This window comes from Actinoplanes sp. NPDC051859 (assembly GCF_044452725.1).
Taxonomy (GTDB): Bacteria; Actinomycetota; Actinomycetes; order Mycobacteriales; family Micromonosporaceae; genus Actinoplanes.
The window spans coordinates 1-16,520 of record NZ_JBITBX010000010.1 but is presented as its reverse complement, the minus strand read 5'-3'; the positions used below and the strand labels follow the sequence as shown (position 1 = coordinate 16,520).

The 16,520-nt window shown below is 69.4% G+C and carries 17 protein-coding genes; 15 read left to right on the top strand and 2 right to left on the bottom strand.

Features of this window, described 5'->3' with window-relative positions; all coding sequences use genetic code 11:
• The first annotated feature begins 109 nt into the window (after positions 1-109).
• The 7 genes from dop (at position 110) to ACIA1L_RS24055 (ending at position 6,579) form a co-directional block, all read left to right on the top strand.
• Positions 110-1,627 carry a depupylase/deamidase Dop gene (dop, locus tag ACIA1L_RS24085; protein ID WP_396075148.1) on the top strand — a complete coding sequence of 506 codons (1,518 nt, stop codon included), beginning with the start codon at positions 110-112 and terminating at the stop codon, positions 1,625-1,627.
• Positions 1,628-1,733: 106 nt separating this feature from the next.
• Positions 1,734-1,949 (top strand): ubiquitin-like protein Pup, encoded by a 216-nt coding sequence (locus tag ACIA1L_RS24080; RefSeq protein WP_023364349.1) that lies wholly within the window; start codon positions 1,734-1,736, stop codon positions 1,947-1,949.
• Between the two features lie 271 nt (positions 1,950-2,220).
• A complete protein-coding gene (prcB, locus tag ACIA1L_RS24075) occupies positions 2,221-3,060 on the top strand; it encodes a proteasome subunit beta (RefSeq protein ID WP_396075147.1) in 840 nt (279 codons plus the stop codon).
• Positions 3,061-3,118: 58 nt separating this feature from the next.
• Positions 3,119-3,949: a proteasome subunit alpha gene (gene prcA, locus ACIA1L_RS24070; protein WP_396075146.1), complete on the top strand. Its 831-nt coding sequence runs from the start codon at positions 3,119-3,121 to the stop codon at positions 3,947-3,949.
• A 330-nt stretch (positions 3,950-4,279) separates the two neighbouring features.
• Positions 4,280-5,638: a Pup--protein ligase gene (gene pafA, locus ACIA1L_RS24065; protein ID WP_396075145.1), complete on the top strand. Its 1,359-nt coding sequence runs from the start codon at positions 4,280-4,282 to the stop codon at positions 5,636-5,638.
• A 110-nt stretch (positions 5,639-5,748) separates the two neighbouring features.
• Entirely contained in the window at positions 5,749-5,886 is a 138-nt protein-coding gene (locus ACIA1L_RS24060) for a hypothetical protein (RefSeq protein ID WP_396075144.1), read from the top strand.
• Positions 5,887-5,928: 42 nt separating this feature from the next.
• Positions 5,929-6,579, top strand: a complete 651-nt coding sequence (locus ACIA1L_RS24055; RefSeq protein WP_396075143.1) for an O-methyltransferase — start codon at positions 5,929-5,931, stop codon at positions 6,577-6,579.
• Here ACIA1L_RS24055 and ACIA1L_RS24050 read toward each other — a convergent pair.
• Positions 6,576-7,679 (bottom strand): DUF3866 family protein, encoded by a 1,104-nt coding sequence (locus tag ACIA1L_RS24050; RefSeq protein ID WP_396075142.1) that lies wholly within the window; start codon positions 7,677-7,679, stop codon positions 6,576-6,578. The two genes, ACIA1L_RS24055 and ACIA1L_RS24050, sit on opposite strands and share 4 nt — an antisense overlap.
• A 120-nt stretch (positions 7,680-7,799) precedes the next feature.
• Here ACIA1L_RS24050 and ACIA1L_RS24045 point away from each other — a divergent pair, with 120 nt between their 5' ends.
• From ACIA1L_RS24045 to ACIA1L_RS24015, 7 genes are all read left to right on the top strand, one after another.
• A complete protein-coding gene (locus ACIA1L_RS24045) occupies positions 7,800-8,795 on the top strand; it encodes a helix-turn-helix transcriptional regulator (RefSeq protein WP_396075141.1) in 996 nt (331 codons plus the stop codon).
• On the top strand, positions 8,792-9,778 hold the full coding sequence (locus tag ACIA1L_RS24040; protein WP_396075140.1) for a helix-turn-helix transcriptional regulator: 987 nt from the start codon (positions 8,792-8,794) through the stop codon (positions 9,776-9,778). Before ACIA1L_RS24045 ends, ACIA1L_RS24040 begins: the two co-directional genes overlap by 4 nt.
• Positions 9,779-9,788: 10 nt before the next feature.
• A complete protein-coding gene (locus ACIA1L_RS24035) occupies positions 9,789-10,043 on the top strand; it encodes a hypothetical protein (protein WP_396075139.1) in 255 nt (84 codons plus the stop codon).
• A gap of 140 nt (positions 10,044-10,183) precedes the next feature.
• Positions 10,184-10,537 (top strand): Sec-independent protein translocase subunit TatA, encoded by a 354-nt coding sequence (gene tatA, locus ACIA1L_RS24030; protein ID WP_396075394.1) that lies wholly within the window; start codon positions 10,184-10,186, stop codon positions 10,535-10,537.
• A gap of 6 nt (positions 10,538-10,543) precedes the next feature.
• Positions 10,544-11,506: a twin-arginine translocase subunit TatC gene (tatC, locus tag ACIA1L_RS24025; RefSeq protein ID WP_396075138.1), complete on the top strand. Its 963-nt coding sequence runs from the start codon at positions 10,544-10,546 to the stop codon at positions 11,504-11,506.
• 36 nt (positions 11,507-11,542) lie between these two features.
• Positions 11,543-12,436, top strand: coding sequence for a YegS/Rv2252/BmrU family lipid kinase (locus tag ACIA1L_RS24020; protein ID WP_396075393.1), 894 nt, complete (start codon positions 11,543-11,545; stop codon positions 12,434-12,436).
• A 72-nt stretch (positions 12,437-12,508) separates the two neighbouring features.
• Positions 12,509-12,703, top strand: a complete 195-nt coding sequence (locus tag ACIA1L_RS24015) for a hypothetical protein (protein WP_396075137.1) — start codon at positions 12,509-12,511, stop codon at positions 12,701-12,703.
• 3 nt (positions 12,704-12,706) lie between these two features.
• On the opposite strand, the gene ACIA1L_RS24010 is transcribed toward ACIA1L_RS24015, so the two are convergent.
• A complete protein-coding gene (locus tag ACIA1L_RS24010) occupies positions 12,707-13,450 on the bottom strand; it encodes an HAD family hydrolase (RefSeq protein ID WP_396075136.1) in 744 nt (247 codons plus the stop codon).
• Positions 13,451-13,536: 86 nt separating this feature from the next.
• On the opposite strand from ACIA1L_RS24010, the gene ACIA1L_RS24005 reads away from it, so the two are divergent.
• Complete coding sequence (locus ACIA1L_RS24005) at positions 13,537-16,320, top strand: DEAD/DEAH box helicase (protein ID WP_396075135.1); 2,784 nt, start codon at positions 13,537-13,539, stop codon at positions 16,318-16,320.
• Positions 16,321-16,520: the final 200 nt, after the last annotated feature.

The window sequence follows — 16,520 nt, the reverse complement described above, 5'->3', positions numbered from 1 at the left end:
TCGCCACTGAGCGTGGCGTGACGCGTACGGCCCGAGGCGAGAACCGATACGGAAGCGTCTAGGCTCGATACATGGGCAACGGCAGCACAGTGGCGGGCGGGGTGGTCGCATGAGTGTTCGGCGGATTATGGGCACCGAGGTCGAGTACGGCATTTCCGTGCCCGGCCAGCCCGGTGCCAACCCGATGGTGACGTCGTCCCAGGTCGTGAACGCGTACGGCGCCCGTCCCGAGTTGAACCGCGGTGGCCGTGCCCGCTGGGACTACGAAGAGGAATCGCCGCTGCGTGACGCGCGCGGCTTTACCTACTCGGGCGCAGCCTACGACCCGGCCGATGCACTGGCCGACGAGGACCTGGGTCTCGCCAACGTGATACTCACCAACGGCGCCCGCCTCTACGTCGACCACGCCCACCCGGAGTACAGCACTCCCGAGTGCACGAACCCGCTCGACATCGTCCGCTGGGACAAGGCCGGCGAACGTGTGATGGCCGAGGCCTCCCGCCGCGCCGCGACCATCCCCGGCACGCACCGCATCCAGCTCTACAAGAACAACACCGACAACAAGGGTGCGTCGTACGGGTCGCACGAGAATTACCTCATGCGGCGGCAGACCGCGTTCGCCGACATCGTCGCCCACCTCACGCCGTTCTTCGTCACCCGGCAGATCGTCTGTGGCGCCGGGCGGGTCGGCATCGGCCAGGACGGCTCCGGTTCCGGCTTCCAGATCTCGTCGCGCGCGGATTTCTTCGAGGTCGAGGTCGGCCTGGAGACCACGCTGAAACGTCCGATCATCAACACTCGCGACGAGCCGCACTCGGACGCCGACAAATACCGTCGGCTGCATGTGATCATCGGCGATGCGAATCTTTCCGAGATTGCCACCTACCTGAAGGTGGGCACGACCGCCCTGATCCTCAACATGATCGAGGAGAAGGTCTTCACCGGCGAACTCGGTGTGGCCGACCCGGTCTCCGAGCTCAAGGCGGTCAGCCACGACCCCTCGCTCAAGCACCTGATGCGGTTGCGTGACGGCCGTCGCCTCACCGCCCTGGACCTCCAGTGGGCCTACTACGAGCGGGCCAAGGCCTTCGTGGACGAGCGGTACGGCGCAGACGTGGACGAGCAGACCGCGGACGTGCTGCGGCGCTGGGAGAGCATCCTCGACCGGCTCGGGCGCGACCCGATGACCTGTTCCGACGAGCTCGACTGGGTAGCCAAACTGCGCCTGCTGGAGGGCTACCGCGAGCGTGAGAGCCTGCCCTGGTCGTCGCCCAAGCTCCAGCTGGTCGACCTGCAGTATTCCGACGTACGCCCGGAGAAGGGCCTCTATCACCGGCTGGTGGCCCGGGGCTCGATGAAAACGCTCCTCGACTCGGACGACGTCGGCCGCGCCATGGTCGAGCCGCCCGAGGACACCCGGGCCTACTTCCGCGGCCAGTGCTTGGCCCGTTATGCGTCCGAAGTGGTCGCTGCCAGCTGGGACTCGGTCATCTTCGACATTGGTCGGGAGTCGTTGGTTCGCGTCCCGATGATGGAGCCCGAGCGGGGCACGAAGAAGCACGTCGGCGCTTTGTTCGACAAGTGCGACACGGCCAAGGACCTGCTTGAGGTGATCACCAGCCGGTGACCCGGTTCGCTGGTCGAGAAACACGCGGACGGGCAGGCGTTTTCGTCGTACCCGCGAGGTAGGTTTTTCCCAACCCGAACCGGTTGGGTCTTGAAGGGGGACACCGATGGCAACGCGAGACACCGGCGGTCAGTCGCAGTCCGGCAAGGGCAAGCGCGACGAGGAGATCGAGGACGTCACCACCGAGGCGAACCCCGAGGTGGCCGAGCGCCACGCCGAGATCACCGAGGACGTCGACGACCTCCTCGATGAAATCGACTCCGTCCTCGAGGAGAACGCCGAGGAATTCGTCCGGGGATATGTGCAGAAAGGCGGCGAGTGAGGCCTTTGTCCGATTAGTCTGACCCGGCCGACTCGCCTTTCCTGTCCACCATTTCTCCCCTGAGGTCCGCGGCGATCGTGGCTGCCGCGCCTGCCGATCCTGGCGCGGCGCCGCACTGCCGGCGGTCCCTGAGGCCGGTGCGTTTTGTGGGGCCGGCGATCCACAACACGTCGACCACGATCATCGCGCCGACGTCGGTAAGCGGGATATCGTGCTTCCACTGCGACGGCGGATTCCGCGCCGACGCGATGACATATCTGAAAGGAACCACGTGGCAGCGGGCTTTGATCCATCCGGGCGTCTTCCAGATGTGTTCACCAATGCGGGGACGTCATCCTTCACGCAGTTCCTGAGTCAGGCTGCGCCGGAGCTGCTGCCGGGCCGCCGGCCGCTGCCGCCGGGGCTGTCGGCTGACATTGCGCCGCACGGCACGACGATCGTCGCGATTGCCACCACCGAGGGTGTCGTGATGGCCGGTGACCGGCGCGCGACCATGGGCAACCTCATCGCCAGCCGGGACATCGAGAAGGTGCACCCCGCCGATGCGTACTCGCTGATCGGCATCGCCGGCACCGCCGGCATCGGCATCGAGCTCATGCGCCTGTTCCAGGTGGAGCTCGAGCACTACGAGAAGATCGAGGGCGCCATGCTGTCCCTCGACGGTAAGGCCAACCGGCTCGCCGCGATGGTGCGCGGCAACCTCGGCGCGGCCATGCAAGGTCTGGCCGTGGTGCCGCTGTTCGCCGGCTTCGACCTGTCCCCGGCCAACCCGGGCCGGGTGGGGCGCATCTTCAGCTTCGACGTCGCAGGCGGCCTCTACGAGGAGACCGGCTACGACGCGATCGGCTCCGGTTCGCTGTTTGCCAAGTCCGCGCTCAAGAAGAAGTACCGGCCGGGAGTCAGCACCCAGGACGCGATTCGCCTTGCGGTAGAGGCGCTCTACGACGCCGCGGACGACGACACCGCGACCGGCGGGCCGGACCTCACCCGCAAGATCTACCCGGTGGTGATGACCGCGACCGTGGACAGCACCCACCGGCTCACCGAGGCCGAGATCGACGCGGTGGCCCAGGACGTGGTCGCCGGACGGATGGCGAACCCGGGCGGCTGAGTTCCGCTCCGGATCCGACGACGAAACCACCGCCCAGGTCATCGAAGGAGTACCACCCGTGGCCATGCAGTTCTACGCCTCGCCCGAGCAGGTCCAGCGGGACCGCTCGGAGTACGCCCGCAAGGGCATCGCCCGCGGCCGGTCCGCCGTCGTGCTCACGTACGAGGGCGGCATCCTGCTGGTCGCCGAGAACCTCACCTCACTGCGCAAGCTCAGCGAGCTCTACGACCGGATCGGGTTCGCCGCGGTCGGCCGCTACAACGAGTTCGAAAGCCTGCGCCGCGCGGGCGTGCGGATGGCCGACCTCAATGGCCTCTCGTACGACCGTCGCGACGTGACCGGCCGCGCCCTCGCCAATGCGTACACCCAGACGCTGGGCGCGATCTTCTCCGAGACGCAGAAGCCGTACGAGGTGGAGATCTGTGTCGCGCAGGTCGGCGCCACCGCGGAGGCTGACGAGCTCTACCGCATCACCTACGACGGCTCGGTGATGGACGAGCCGGGCTTCATGGCGATGGGTGGTTCGGCCGAGGCCATCTCCACCGTCCTCAAGGAACGCCACGATGTCGCGGCCGACCTGCCGACCGCGCTGGCGCTGGCAGTCAAGGGGCTGGGCAGCGTCGGCGGCGAGAACGGGGCGGCCCGCGAGCTGGGCGCCGGTCAGCTCGAGGTCGCCGTGCTGGACCGCAGCCGCAAGGGCCGTGCCTTCCGGCGCATCGCCGGCGCAGCGCTCGAAACGTTGCTCGAGGGCGGCAAGGATCAGCCGGAGCCTGAGGTCGGCGAGGCGGGTGACACGGCCCCGCCAGCGCCCGGTAACGACAAGCCGACCGTTTCGGCGGCCTCCGTCGATCTGGAGGGCAACCCCGAGGACTCCGGCGACAAGGCCTGACCACCGCGCGCACCACAGGAGGCGGCCGAGTTTGGCCGCCTCCTTTGCCATGGAACGGGGGCGCCAGGGAAGGGGCGCCATGGAACGGGGGCGCCAGGGAACGGGCGCCATGGAACGGGCGCCATGGAACGGGCGCTGTGGGGCGGCGCCGTGGAACGGGTCCGGCACCGCGCGACGTGGATCAGGGCAGTGGCGGAAGCGGAAATATTCATCGCGGTGACGGTGTCGGTGCAGGTCCGCGGCCTGTCAGCGAGGTGTGCCGGGCAGGAAGCCGGTGAAAGGCCGCGCGGTCCCTGCCACAGGAACCCCTTGTGCCGCTAATGTTTCGTCATGGAACGGCGAATTTTCGGCCTCGAAACCGAGTACGGAGTCACCTGCACCTATCGGGGGCAGCGGCGGCTGTCGCCCGACGAGGTGGCTCGCTATCTGTTCCGCCGAGTGGTGTCCTGGGGACGCAGCAGCAATGTCTTCCTCCGTAATGGTGCCCGGCTGTATCTCGACGTCGGTTCCCACCCCGAGTACGCGACTCCCGAGTGTGACTCGGTCACCGACCTGGTGGCGCACGACCGTGCCGGCGAACGCATTCTCGAAGGCCTGCTGGTCGACGCGGAGAAACGGCTGCACGACGAGGGCATCGCGGGGGAGATCTATCTCTTCAAGAACAACACCGACTCCGCCGGGAATTCGTACGGCTGCCACGAGAACTATCTCGTGTCCCGGCACGGCGAGTTCGGCCGGCTTGCCGACGTGCTCATCCCGTTCCTCGTCACCCGGCAGCTGATCTGCGGCGCGGGCAAGGTCCTGCAGACCCCGCGCGGTGCCGTGTTCTGCCTGTCGCAGCGGGCCGAGCACATCTGGGAGGGGGTCTCCAGCGCCACCACCCGCAGTCGGCCGATCATCAATACTCGCGACGAGCCGCACGCCGACGCGGAACGCTATCGGCGGCTGCACGTCATCGTCGGTGACTCCAACATGAACGAGGTCACCACCCTGCTGAAGGTCGGCAGCGCGGACATCGTGCTGCGGATGATCGAGGCGGGCGTGGTCATGCGGGACCTCACCCTGGAGAACCCGATCCGGGCGATCCGCGAGGTGAGCCACGACGTGACCGGGCGACGCAAGATCCGGCTCGCCAATAACAAAGAGGTCAGCGCCCTCGAGATCCAGCAGGAATACCTGGCGAAGGCCGTGGAGTTCGTCGAGCGTCGGGGTGGTGACCCCACCGCCAAGCGGGTCGTCGAGCTGTGGGGGCGGGTGCTGTCTGCGATCGAGAGCGGCGACCTCGACCCGGTCTCCCGCGAGATCGACTGGGTGTCGAAGCTGAAGCTGATCGAGCGCTACCAGGCGAAGCACGAAATCCCCATGTCGCACCCGCGGATCGCCCAGCTCGACCTGGCCTACCACGACGTGCGCCGCGGCCGCGGCCTGTACGCGCTGATGGAGAAGCGTAAGCAGGTGGACCGGATCTCCAACAACCTGGAGATCTTCGAGGCCAAGGAGACCCCGCCGCAGACCACCCGGGCGCGGCTGCGCGGCGAGTTCATCCGGCATGCCCAGGAGAAACGGCGCGACTTCACGGTCGACTGGGTGCATCTCAAGCTCAACGACCAGGCGCAGCGCACCGTGTTGTGCAAGGACCCGTTCCGGGCGTACGACGAGCGGGTGGAAAGGCTGATCGCCAGCATGTGAGCGGGGACGGCTAGGCTGGTCGGGCTATGACTTCACCGTCGCATGAGCCCGACCAGTACCCGCCCGGGCAGCAGCCTGAACGGACGCCCGAGGATGTTCGGTGGCGGCGCGTGGAACGCCGCCGTGAGCGCATCCGGGCGCAGATCGCGCGTGACCGGGCGGGCGGCCACAAGGTGCCCACCTGGGTGCTGGCTACCATCCTGGGCCTGATTCTGGCCGGCTGGTTGTACCTGATCTTCTTCGACTGACCGGTTTTGCCTCGGCGCCCGGGATCGGGAACGCTGGCCGGTATGTCTGACATCATCGCTCCCGCGATCAGTGACTATCTGCTGGCCCACTGCACCCCCGCCGACGACGTGCTGCGTGACCTGGCAGCCGAGACCAGCGCGGCCTTCCCCGACGACGTCAGCATGCAGATCAGCCACGACGAGGGTGAGTTGCTCTCCCTGCTCGTGCGGCTGACCGGCGCCCGCACCGCGGTCGAGGTCGGAGTTTTCACCGGCTATTCGGCGCTCTGCATCGCCCGTGGGCTGGTCCCGGGCGGGCGGCTGATCGCCTGCGACATCTCCGAGGAATGGACGGGCGTTGCCCGCAAGTACTGGCAGCGGGCTCAGGTGGCCGACCGGATCGACCTGCGGATCGCGCCAGCCATCGAGACGCTGGGGGCGTTGCCCGCTGACCCGGTGATCGACTTCGCCTTCATCGACGCCGACAAGACCGGCTACCTCGGCTACTACGAGGAGCTCGTGCCGCGGCTGCGGCCCGGCGGCTTGATCGTGCTCGACAACGTCCTGCAGCACGGCCGGGTGGTGGAGGACGGACCGCAGTCCGATAGCGTGCTGGCGATCCGCGAGGTCAACGACCGGGTGGTCACCGACGAGCGGGTGGAGTCGGTCATGCTGCCGATGCGCGACGGCGTGACCCTCATCCGCCGCCGCTAGGCAGCGTCGCCGGCGCTGACCCCGAGCAGGGACGCGGCGTGCCGGCCGGCCACGGCGGCGGTGACGAAATAGGCATGGTCCTCGGTGAGGCCACGGCCCATCGTCGACAGCTTCACCGGGCTGGCCTGCAGCGCCGCGTCCAGGCCGCCGGTTTCCACGTCGACGATCCGGTGCAGGATCGCCAGCGGCGCGAGCGCCTCGGCGACATCCTTGGCGAGATCCACCGGCAGGTCGGCCGGGATCGGCAGGTCGGCCGGGACAAGCGCCACTTTTCCGTACGCGGTGAGGCTGTGGTGTGACACCCCGCGGTGCCGGGCCCGACTGTCGGCATCCGAAATGCGGAGCGAGCCGACCGGGCGGCCGCCGAGTGCCACCACGGCATTGATCGCCTCGCCCAGCGCGACGCCGGAGAAGCCCCACGGCGAGCCTGTGCCGAGGTTGCCGGGTCCCTGCGCGACGATGGTGATGTCTGCGCCCAGGACGTGCCGGGCGGCGAGCAGGCCGGTGTGGACCGTGCTTGCCTCCAGGTCACCGCCGAAGGCCTGGCCGGTCGTGACCGTGCCACACAGGTGGTCACGCAGGCCGGCCAGGGTGCGGGAGAACCAGGCGGGCAGTGCGCCGCCGTCCGTCAGCACGTACGCGACCCGAGCGTCCGGCCGGTCGGCGTGGATGCCGGCCAGGATTGCGGGCAGGGCGGAATGCAGGTCGGCGGTGACGACCGGCATGCCGCCGACGTCAGTGGCGCCAGCCATCGACTCGTGGTGCGGGGAAGCCTCCTCGTCCACGCCCAGCAGGATCGGCTGCAACGGCGTGTAGCGGGCCTTGACCAGGTGGCCGTTGTCACGCGTCGTTCCGTCGCTCACCGGGTCCGGCGGCAGTCGGTCGGGCAGGGCCACGACCAGGGCGTAACCGCCGGTGCCGAGGCCCATCACCAGCGCGCCCACGTTGAGCAGGACGCGGTCGCCGGTGTGTGGTGCGCCGGTCAGCGCCGGGTAGGCGAGCGCCTTGACCGGGCCGTCGTCGGTGTCGACGACCAGTTCCACGGCGCCGTGCCATTCCCGCCGTACCGATGAAACGACTCCCGATCGCCAGCGCACCATGGCGGCGACCCTATCTGCCCGCTCGGTCGGCGCTCGGCAGGGCGCCGGCGACGACGGGTGGTTACCTCCCGACGGTGACGAATAACCGTCTGCGCGGCCGGGCTGCTAGCGTCTCTTCTCGTGTCGCGGACCCGTACCGAACGCCTGGTGAACCTGGTGATCTGTCTGCTGTCCACGCGACGGTTCCTCACCGCCGCGCAGATCGCCGCGACCGTGCCCGGTTACGAGCACGATCCGGAGGACCCGCGCGACCACGAGGCGTTCCAGCGCAAGTTCGAGCGGGACAAAGCCGAGCTGCGGGAGCTGGGCGTGCCGTTGGAAACCGGCCTCGCCAGCGCCTTCGACACCGAGCACGGCTACCGGATCGCCCACCGGGAGTACGCCCTTCCCGACATCCCGCTCGAACCGGACGAGGCTGCCGCGGTGGGCATCGCTGCCCGGTTGTGGCAGCACGCCGGGCTGGCCGCTGCGGCGTCGTCCGGCCTGGCCAAACTGCGGGCAGCCGGTGTGGAGGTCGACCCGCAGGCCACGCTCGGCATCGAGCCCGTGGTGACCGTTGACCCGGCGTTCGCGCCGCTCACCGCCGCGGCCCGGGCGCGCCGCGCGGTCACCTTCTCCTACCGTGTGCCCGAGGTCGACGAGCCCTCCACCCGACGTCTGCAGCCGTGGGGCGTCGTCTGTTGGCAGGGCCGCTGGTATGTCGTCGGCCATGACCGGGACCGGGATGCCACCCGTTGTTTCCGACTGTCCCGCATCGTGGGGCAGGTCAAGGCCGCCGGCCCCGAGCACGCGTTCGCCCCGCCCGCCGACGTCGACCTGATCAGCCACGTCGCCCGCTGGTCCGGTCCGGTCGAGCGGACCGGTCGCGCCACCGTCGTGGTCCATCCGGGCCGCGCCGCCGGGCTGCGCCGGCTGTCGGTGGAGACCGTGCCGGGTCCGGGCGGCGATCGACTGACCATTCCGTACGGGGATGTGGAATGGCTGGCGTCACGACTGGTCGGTTACGGCGCGGACGTGCGTGCTGACGGTCCGCCGGAGCTGCGCGAGGCCGTGATTCAGCAGCTCAAGGAGGTCGTGGCTCGGCACGAACCGGCGCGGGCCGAGGTGCCGTCGTGACCCCTCAGCAGCGCGGGCCGGCGACTCGGGCATCCGCCGACCGGCTCGGTCGACTGCTCAACCTCGTGCCGTACCTGCTGGCCCGGCCGGGTATCGCGGTGGCAGAGGCAGCCGCCGACTTCCGGATCACCGAGCGACAGTTGCGCGAGGACCTGGAGCTGCTGTGGGTGTGCGGGCTGCCCGGGTACGGCCCCGGCGACCTCATCGACATGGCGCTCGACGGCGACCGGGTGACCATCACCTACGACGCGGGCATCGACCGGCCGCTGCGGCTCAACCCGGACGAGGCGCTGGCCCTGGTGGTGGCGCTGCGGATGCTGGCCGAGACGCCGGGCATCGGTGAGCGGGACGCCATCGAACGCGCGTTGGACAAGATCGAGAACGCGGCGGGCGACCTGGGCGACGCGCCGGTGGCGGTGGCATTGCCGGCGGGCACCGAGCGGCTTGACGCGGTTCGGGACATTGTCGAGCGCCGGCGCGCCCTGCGGATCACCTACTACACGGCCGCGCGGGACGAGACGACCGAGCGGGTGGTCGACCCGATGCGGGTGCTCATGGTGGGCAACCGGGCTTACCTGGAGGCGTGGTGCCGTCGCGCCGAGGGCACCCGACTGTTTCGGCTGGACCGGATCGACGCGTTCACCGAGCTGGATGAGCCGGCTGCGCCGCCGGCCCGGGCCGTCCCGCACGACCTCAGCGACGGCGTCTTTCATCCCGGTGCCGACCTGCCGCTGGTCACCCTGCGGGTGGGTCGCGGCAGCCGCTGGATCACCGAGTACTACCCGTGCGAGGAGGTCCGCCGCGACGGCGATGAGTGGGTGGTGACGATGCGGGTCACCGATCTCGGCTGGGCGCAGCGGTTCCTGCTCGGCGTCGGACCGGATGTGACCGTGGTGGGACCGGCTGCCCTGGTGGAGCGGATTCGCGCCCAAGCCACGACGGCACTGGACCAGTACGCAGCCCCGGCACCGCACGTGCCCTAGGCTGTCCGCCATGGTGTTCTGGATCGTCTTCGCCGCGGTGATCGTCCTTGCCCTGATCATCCTCGGCGCAGCGGCTGTGTCCGTGGTGGGACGCCTTGCCGGCCTCGACCGCGCCTTGCGCACATTGTTGCGCCGGCAGGAGCAGACTGCGGGGCTGCAGGAGCAGGCCGCCGTGCTGCAGAAGACCCTCGCCGGCCTGCAACAGCGCGCCGAGACGGCGCAGGAGCAGGTCGCGATCATCAAGGCGGGACGCGGCGCAAAGTAGCGCGCAGTTCGCGCCCAGTTGTCCGAAAATTCCTCGGGTCGGCAGACAAACAACGGATGCGGCACGGGCCACTCGCAGTGCGCCCACGTACGATGGACGCGCACCACGCATGAACCATCCTGAACCGAGTGGAGTTTTCCATGGGCGCCCTCAAGCCATGGCACCTCATCGTTGTCGTTGTCGTGCTCGTGCTGCTGTTCGGCGCGAAGCGTCTCCCGGACGCCGCCCGTTCGCTGGGGCGGTCGCTGCGGATCATCAAGGCCGAGACCAAGGGTCTGGTCGACGACGACAAGGTTGCCGAGAAGGCCGAACCGCAGTACTCCCGCGAGCCGCTGCACCCCACCGAGATCCGCCAGCCCGGCTACCAGCAGCAGCCCGGTTACCAGCAGCAGCCCGGTCAGCCGTACCAGCAGCAGCCCGGTCAGCCGTACCAGCAGCAGCCTCAGCAGCAGCCGCCGTACGTGGACCCGGTGCAGCGCACGAACGACCGCTGACACACGGTGGCCATCTCCCTGCGACGTAAGGGTCCGAGCAAGTTCGAGCAGGCCTCCGACGGCTCGATGACCCTGATCGAGCACGTCCGGGAGCTGCGGAACCGCCTCTTCTGGGCATCGCTCGGCATCGTCGTCGGCCTGATCGTCGGTTTCCTCCTGAGCGGCTGGGTGTTCGACGTCCTTCGGGACCCGTACTGCTCGCTCGACAGCTCCTGGGAAACCAACGCGGACGGTCAGCGCATCTGTAACTTCGTCGTGCTCGGCGTCGCGGATCCGCTGCTCGTCAAGCTGAAGATCTCGCTGTACGTCGGGCTCGTCGTCGGCTCACCAGTCTGGCTGTATCAGCTCTGGGCGTTCATCGCGCCGGGCCTGCACCGGCACGAACGCAAGTGGGCCTACGTCTTCGTCGCGATCGCGGCGCCGCTGTTCACCGGCGGTGTGATCCTGGCTTTCTTCGTCATCAAGCACAGTCTCGCGTTCATCCAGACGGCCGGCATCCTGGGCATTACGACCCAGCTCGAGGTCGGCGCTTACGTCGAGTTCGTGACGAACATGCTGCTCATCTTCGGGCTGGCGTTCGAGTTCCCGCTGGTGTTGTTGATGCTCAACTTCACCGGTGTGGTGTCTGCACGGAAGCTGCTCGGCTGGTGGCGGATCGTCGTCTTCCTGTCGTTCGTTTTCGCCGCGATCGCCACCCCGGACCCGGGACCGTTCGGCATGTCCCTGCTCGCCGGCTGCATGATCCTGCTGTACTTCATCGCGGTCGGAGTGGCCTTCCTCAACGACAAGCGCAAAGGCCGGGGCAAGGAGATCTATGCCGGTCTGGACGACGACGAGACGTCCGAGCTGGCGGAGGAACGGGTCCCGGTTGCGGTGTCGGACCGCATCGACGCACCCACGGCGGTCGAGATGCCCGCGCCCGTGGCGAAACCGTTGCCGCTCGACACCCGTTTCGACGACATGACCTAAGCCCTCGGCCGGGGTACATTCCCGGCTGTGAGCGGCATGGACGACATCGCGGTGCTGGCCAATCCCGGAGCGGGACGCGGCCGGCACCGCGGCGTGTTTTCCGCGGTGCTCGACCGGCTCGGTAGCCGCGGTGGCACCGTGCGGTTGCTCGAAGCCGGCAGCGCGGAAGACGCCGAGAAGGTATGCCACCGCGCCGTCGCCGACGGAGTGGGTGCGCTGGTGGCAGTTGGTGGTGACGGCACCCTGCACCGGGCGCTGCAAGCCGTCGCGGGCACCGACGTGGGTTTCGGTGTGGTCCCCGCCGGCACCGGCAACGACTTCGCGGCCGGCACCGGCGTGCCGGCACATCCGCTGCTCGCTGCCGAGGAGATCGCCGTCGCCCGGGAAGCCGGCCGCCACCGGCCCATCGACCTCGCCCGGATCGAGACTCCGCAGGGCGACGTCCGTTGGTTCGGCGCCGTCCTGGCCGCCGGGTTCGACGCGATCGTCAACGAGCGGGCCAACCGGCTGCGCTGGCCGCGCGGGCCGCGCCGCTACGACCTCGCGATCATGCTGGAGGCCGTCCGGCTGCGCCCGCGTCGATACACCCTCGACCTCGACGGGGTGGACCACAGCTTCACGGGTGTCCTGGCCGCGGTCGGCAACTGCGCCAGCTACGGCGGCGGGCTGCGGATCTGCCCGGCCGCCGACCCTGCCGACGGGCTGCTGGACGTCGTCGTCGCCGCCCCGCTCGGGCGCGTCGCCCTGGCCCGCCTGCAACCGCGGGTCCGGCGCGGCACCCACGTCGACGATCCGTTGATCACCAGCTACCGCGCTCGCCGGGTCCGGATCGACACGCCCGGCATCGTCGGGTACGCCGATGGCGAGCGGGTCGCCGCCCTGCCGCTCGAGATCGGCTGCGTCCCGGGTGCTGTACGGTTGCTCCGGTAATTTCGGGGTCAGTCTCCTCAAGTCCGGACCGAACAGCTTGGCGAAGCCGCAGAAACTTCCCCAGGAGGCAGCATGTCGGTCGGTTCGCTCAGCTCCAGCACCATCTCGTCGGCCTACCTCGCGTCCGCCGACGCGGGTGCGGCGAAGAAGGCGCCCGAAGCCGGTGTCGAGCCGACCATCGCCGACCACGTCGCGGCTCAGGACGAGCAGCAGCCCATCCGCAGCGTCAACACCACGCAGGGCACGCTGGTCGACACGTACCTCTGAGGTCTATCCGCACCCGGCCAGCGCCAGTGACGCGCCCAGGCCGTTCGTCCGGCCCGGCTCAGCCGCCGGGAGCACCAGGGCCGCGCAGCCGGCCTGCACCGCGCCCGCATCCGCCGGGCTGTCGCCCACCATGAGCGTGTGTTCCGGATCCACGCCCAGCATGCCGCAGGCGCGCAGGAAGATCGCCGGGTCCGGCTTCGTCCGGCCCACCTCGTACGACAGCGCGAACGCGTCCACGAGCGGCTCCAAGCCCCAGGCGGCGAAGTGCGGGCGAATGTCGAAGCCGATATTGCTCACCACACCCACCTTCACGCCGGCGTCCCGCAGCGCGCGCAGGGTCGGCAGCGTGTCGGCGTACGGGAGCCAGCCGTCCGGGCCGAGCAGCCGGTCGTACAGCGCGTCGGCGATGCCCGCCACGTCGCAGCTCACCGTCTCGGCCAGGCCCGTGTAGGCGGCGCGGTGGCTGTGCTCGTACAGGTCGCGGTCGGCCCAGTGCTCGGCGAGATGGATCGGCACCCGGTGCGGCAACGGACCGCCAGCCCGCCCGGCGGTGACGAGCCGGTCGGCCAGAATCGTGGCCTTGCCCCGGTCCAACTCGGTGCCGCACGCCGCCGCGGCTGCGGTTACCCAAGCGACCGGTTCCTCGACCTGGGCGAGCGTGCCGTGAAAGTCGAAGAGCACCGCGTCGACCTGTCGGCGCGACGGGGTTGCGGTCGAATCGGCGGCATCCGGCACGTGGTGAACCATACCGAGACGCCCTGAGCGGCCCGCCGGCAACCGCCCCGCGAATTATGGGCATCGTTGTGTCGGACCCACGCACTAGCCTGGTGTTCATGACAACCCCTGCCGAGCGCTACGCGGAGTCGAGAAGGCGGGCGGCCCGCGCGGCCGAGTTCCCGGCGCTGGACGACTTCATGCTCGACGTCGGCTTCGACCTGGACGATTTCCAACGGCAGTCCTGCGAGGCCCTGGAGCGCGGCAGCGGTGTGCTGGTCTGTGCCCCGACCGGCGCGGGCAAGACGGTGGTCGGCGAGTTCGCCGTCCATCTCGCGCTGCGTTCTGGCAGCTCAGGCACCCGGCGCAAGTGTTTCTACACGACGCCGATCAAGGCGCTTTCCAATCAGAAGTACCACGACCTGGTGGAGCGTTACGGCGCTGAGCAGGTGGGCCTGCTGACCGGTGACAACGCCATCAACGGCGACGCGCCCGTGGTGGTGATGACCACCGAAGTGCTGCGCAACATGCTCTATTCCGGCTCGACGAGCCTGCACGGCCTGGCCTATGTCGTGATGGACGAGGTGCACTACCTCGCCGACCGGTTCCGCGGCGCCGTCTGGGAAGAGGTGATCATCCATCTGCCCTCGACGGTGACGTTGGTTTCGCTGTCCGCCACGGTGAGCAACTACGAGGAGTTCGCGGACTGGCTGGTCACCGTCCGCGGCCAGACCGAGGTGGTGGTCAGCGAGCACCGGCCGGTCCCGCTCTGGCAGCACATGCTGGTCGGCAAGCGGATGTTCGACCTGTTCCACGACGCCGACGCGGCCCGCAAGCACGACGTGCACCCCGAGCTGCTGCGCTACACCCGGGAGATGCTGCGCCGACTTGAGCTCACCGAGCGTACGGCGGGGCCGGGCTGGCAGGGGCGTGGCGGCGGGCGTCCGCGTCGGTGGCAGCCGCCGCCGCGCGCCGAGGTGGTCGACCGGCTGGACCGCGCGAATCTGCTGCCCGCGATTCTGTTCATCTTCAGCCGGGCCGGCTGCGACGCCGCCGTCCAGCAGTGTTTGGCCGGCGGACTGCGCCTCACCGACGCGGACGAGCGTGCCGCGATTCGCGAGATTGCCCAGGCCAAGGTCGCGGCGATTCCGGCGGAAGATCTGTCGGTCCTGGGTTACTGGGAGTGGCTGGAGGGCCTGGAGCGCGGCGTCGCCGCCCACCATGCCGGGATGCTGCCCGCCTTCAAGGAAGCCGTCGAGGAATGCTTCGTGCGCGGCCTCGTCAAGGCCGTCTTCGCCACCGAGACCCTGGCCCTGGGCATCAACATGCCGGCCCGCTGCGTGGTGCTGGAACGCCTCGTCAAGTTCAACGGCGAGGCGCACGTCGACCTCACCCCGGGCGAATACACCCAGCTCACCGGCCGGGCGGGACGGCGCGGCATCGACGTCGAGGGGCACGCAGTGGTGCTGTGGAGCCCCGAAGTGGACCCGCGGCACGTCGCGGGGCTCGCCTCCACCCGGACCTACCCGCTGCGGTCCAGCTTCCGGCCGTCGTACAACATGGCGGTCAACCTGGTGGGCTCGGTCGGCGCTGAGAAGTCCCGTGACCTGCTCGAGTCGTCGTTCGCCCAGTTCCAGGCGGACCGCTCGGTCGTCGGCCTGGCCCGGCAAGTGCAGCGCAATGTCGACACCATGCGCACGTACGGCGAAGATTCCGCGTGCCACCACGGCGACTTCGACGAGTACTTCGGCATCCGCATCGCCATCGCCGACCGGGAGCGCTTGCTTGCCCGCCAAGGCACCGCCCAACGCCGTGCGGCGGCGGTGTCCTCATTGGAGAAGCTACGCGTCGGTGACGTGATCCGGGTGCCGCAGGGTCGCCGTGCCGGCCTGGCCGTGGTGCTGGAACCGGTGTCGGGTGGGTTCGGCGAACCGCGGCCTCTGGTGCTCACCCAGGACCGCTGGGCGGGCCGGGTCAGCCCGGCTGACTTTCCCGGCACGGTGGAGGTGCTGGACCGCATCCGGGTGCCCAAGCACTTCAACCCGCGCTCGCCTGCGGCCCGGCGCGATCTCGCCGCCTCGGTCAGCGCGACCGGCCTCGACCGGCACGACCGCGCCGCCGGACGCCGCAGCCGTGCGAAGGGCCAGCCCGGCGAGGACGCCGAGATCGCCCTGCTGAAGGTGCAGCTCCGCCAGCACCCCTGTCACGCCTGCCCGGAACGTGAGGACCACGCCCGTTCGGCGGAGCGTCGGCACCGGCTGCAGCGTGACACCGACGCGTTGCGCGACAAGGTTGCCGGGCGCACCAGCTCGCTGGCGCGCACGTTCGACCAGGTCTGTGCGGTGCTGACCGAGCGGGGCTACCTGTCGCCCACCGGCGAGGTCTCCGACGCGGGTCGCATGCTCGGTCGCATCTGGACCGAGGCCGACCTGCTCGTCGCCGAATGCCTCCGTCGCGGCGTCTGGGAAGGCCTCGGCGCTGAGGAGCTCGCCGCTGCGGTCTCCATGGTGCTCTACGAGTCCCGCCGCGAGGGCGACGACCGTGCCTCGGTCCCCAAGGGCGCCACCACCGCAGCGGTCGACGCCTGCCAGAAGCTGTGGGCCGAAATCGAGTCCCAGGAAGCGCGGTACGGCCTGTCCCTCACCCGCGAACCCGACCCGGGCTTCGTGTGGCCGATGTACCGCTGGGCCCGCGGTGAACCACTGGCCCGGGTGCTAGCCAGCGGCCACAACTACGACTCCGACATGCCGGCGGGCGACTTCGTCCGGTGGGCCCGCCAGGTCCTCGACCTCCTCACCCAGCTCAAGGACGCCTCCGCCGCCTCCCCGAGCGTCCGGGAAACGGCCCGCAAGGCGATCACGGCGGTCAACCGGGGGGTGCTGGCCTACCAGACGGCGCTCTGAGTTCTCTCAACCAGGTCTGTTTGTCGCCGATCCAAGTGCCACCCGGCGTGGGTCGGCACCAGGGCAACCGGACGGCACCCGTCCAGGTCCTTGGGCCGCACCCTACGTCCGTGAATCTTTCTCCCATGCCCGGCCGACAACGCGGCCGGACAGACTGTGGGGGAGAACAAGATTTTGCGTCGCTCGGCCATCTCGAAGAC

Bases quoted from the DNA above. Each gene is read 5' to 3' on its own strand.
- dop (WP_396075148.1), top strand. From the start codon at position 110: ATGAGTGTTCGGCGGATTATGGGCACCGAGGTCGAGTACGGCATTTCC.
- ACIA1L_RS24080 (WP_023364349.1), top strand. From the start codon at position 1,734: ATGGCAACGCGAGACACCGGCGGTCAGTCGCAGTCCGGCAAGGGCAAG.
- pafA (WP_396075145.1), top strand. From the start codon at position 4,280: ATGGAACGGCGAATTTTCGGCCTCGAAACCGAGTACGGAGTCACCTGC.
- ACIA1L_RS24055 (WP_396075143.1), top strand. From the start codon at position 5,929: ATGTCTGACATCATCGCTCCCGCGATCAGTGACTATCTGCTGGCCCAC.
- ACIA1L_RS24050 (WP_396075142.1), bottom strand. From the start codon at position 7,679: ATGGTGCGCTGGCGATCGGGAGTCGTTTCATCGGTACGGCGGGAATGG.
- ACIA1L_RS24035 (WP_396075139.1), top strand. From the start codon at position 9,789: ATGGTGTTCTGGATCGTCTTCGCCGCGGTGATCGTCCTTGCCCTGATC.
- tatA (WP_396075394.1), top strand. From the start codon at position 10,184: ATGGGCGCCCTCAAGCCATGGCACCTCATCGTTGTCGTTGTCGTGCTC.
- ACIA1L_RS24020 (WP_396075393.1), top strand. From the start codon at position 11,543: ATGGACGACATCGCGGTGCTGGCCAATCCCGGAGCGGGACGCGGCCGG.
- ACIA1L_RS24015 (WP_396075137.1), top strand. From the start codon at position 12,509: ATGTCGGTCGGTTCGCTCAGCTCCAGCACCATCTCGTCGGCCTACCTC.
- ACIA1L_RS24010 (WP_396075136.1), bottom strand. From the start codon at position 13,450: ATGGTTCACCACGTGCCGGATGCCGCCGATTCGACCGCAACCCCGTCG.
- ACIA1L_RS24005 (WP_396075135.1), top strand. From the start codon at position 13,537: ATGACAACCCCTGCCGAGCGCTACGCGGAGTCGAGAAGGCGGGCGGCC.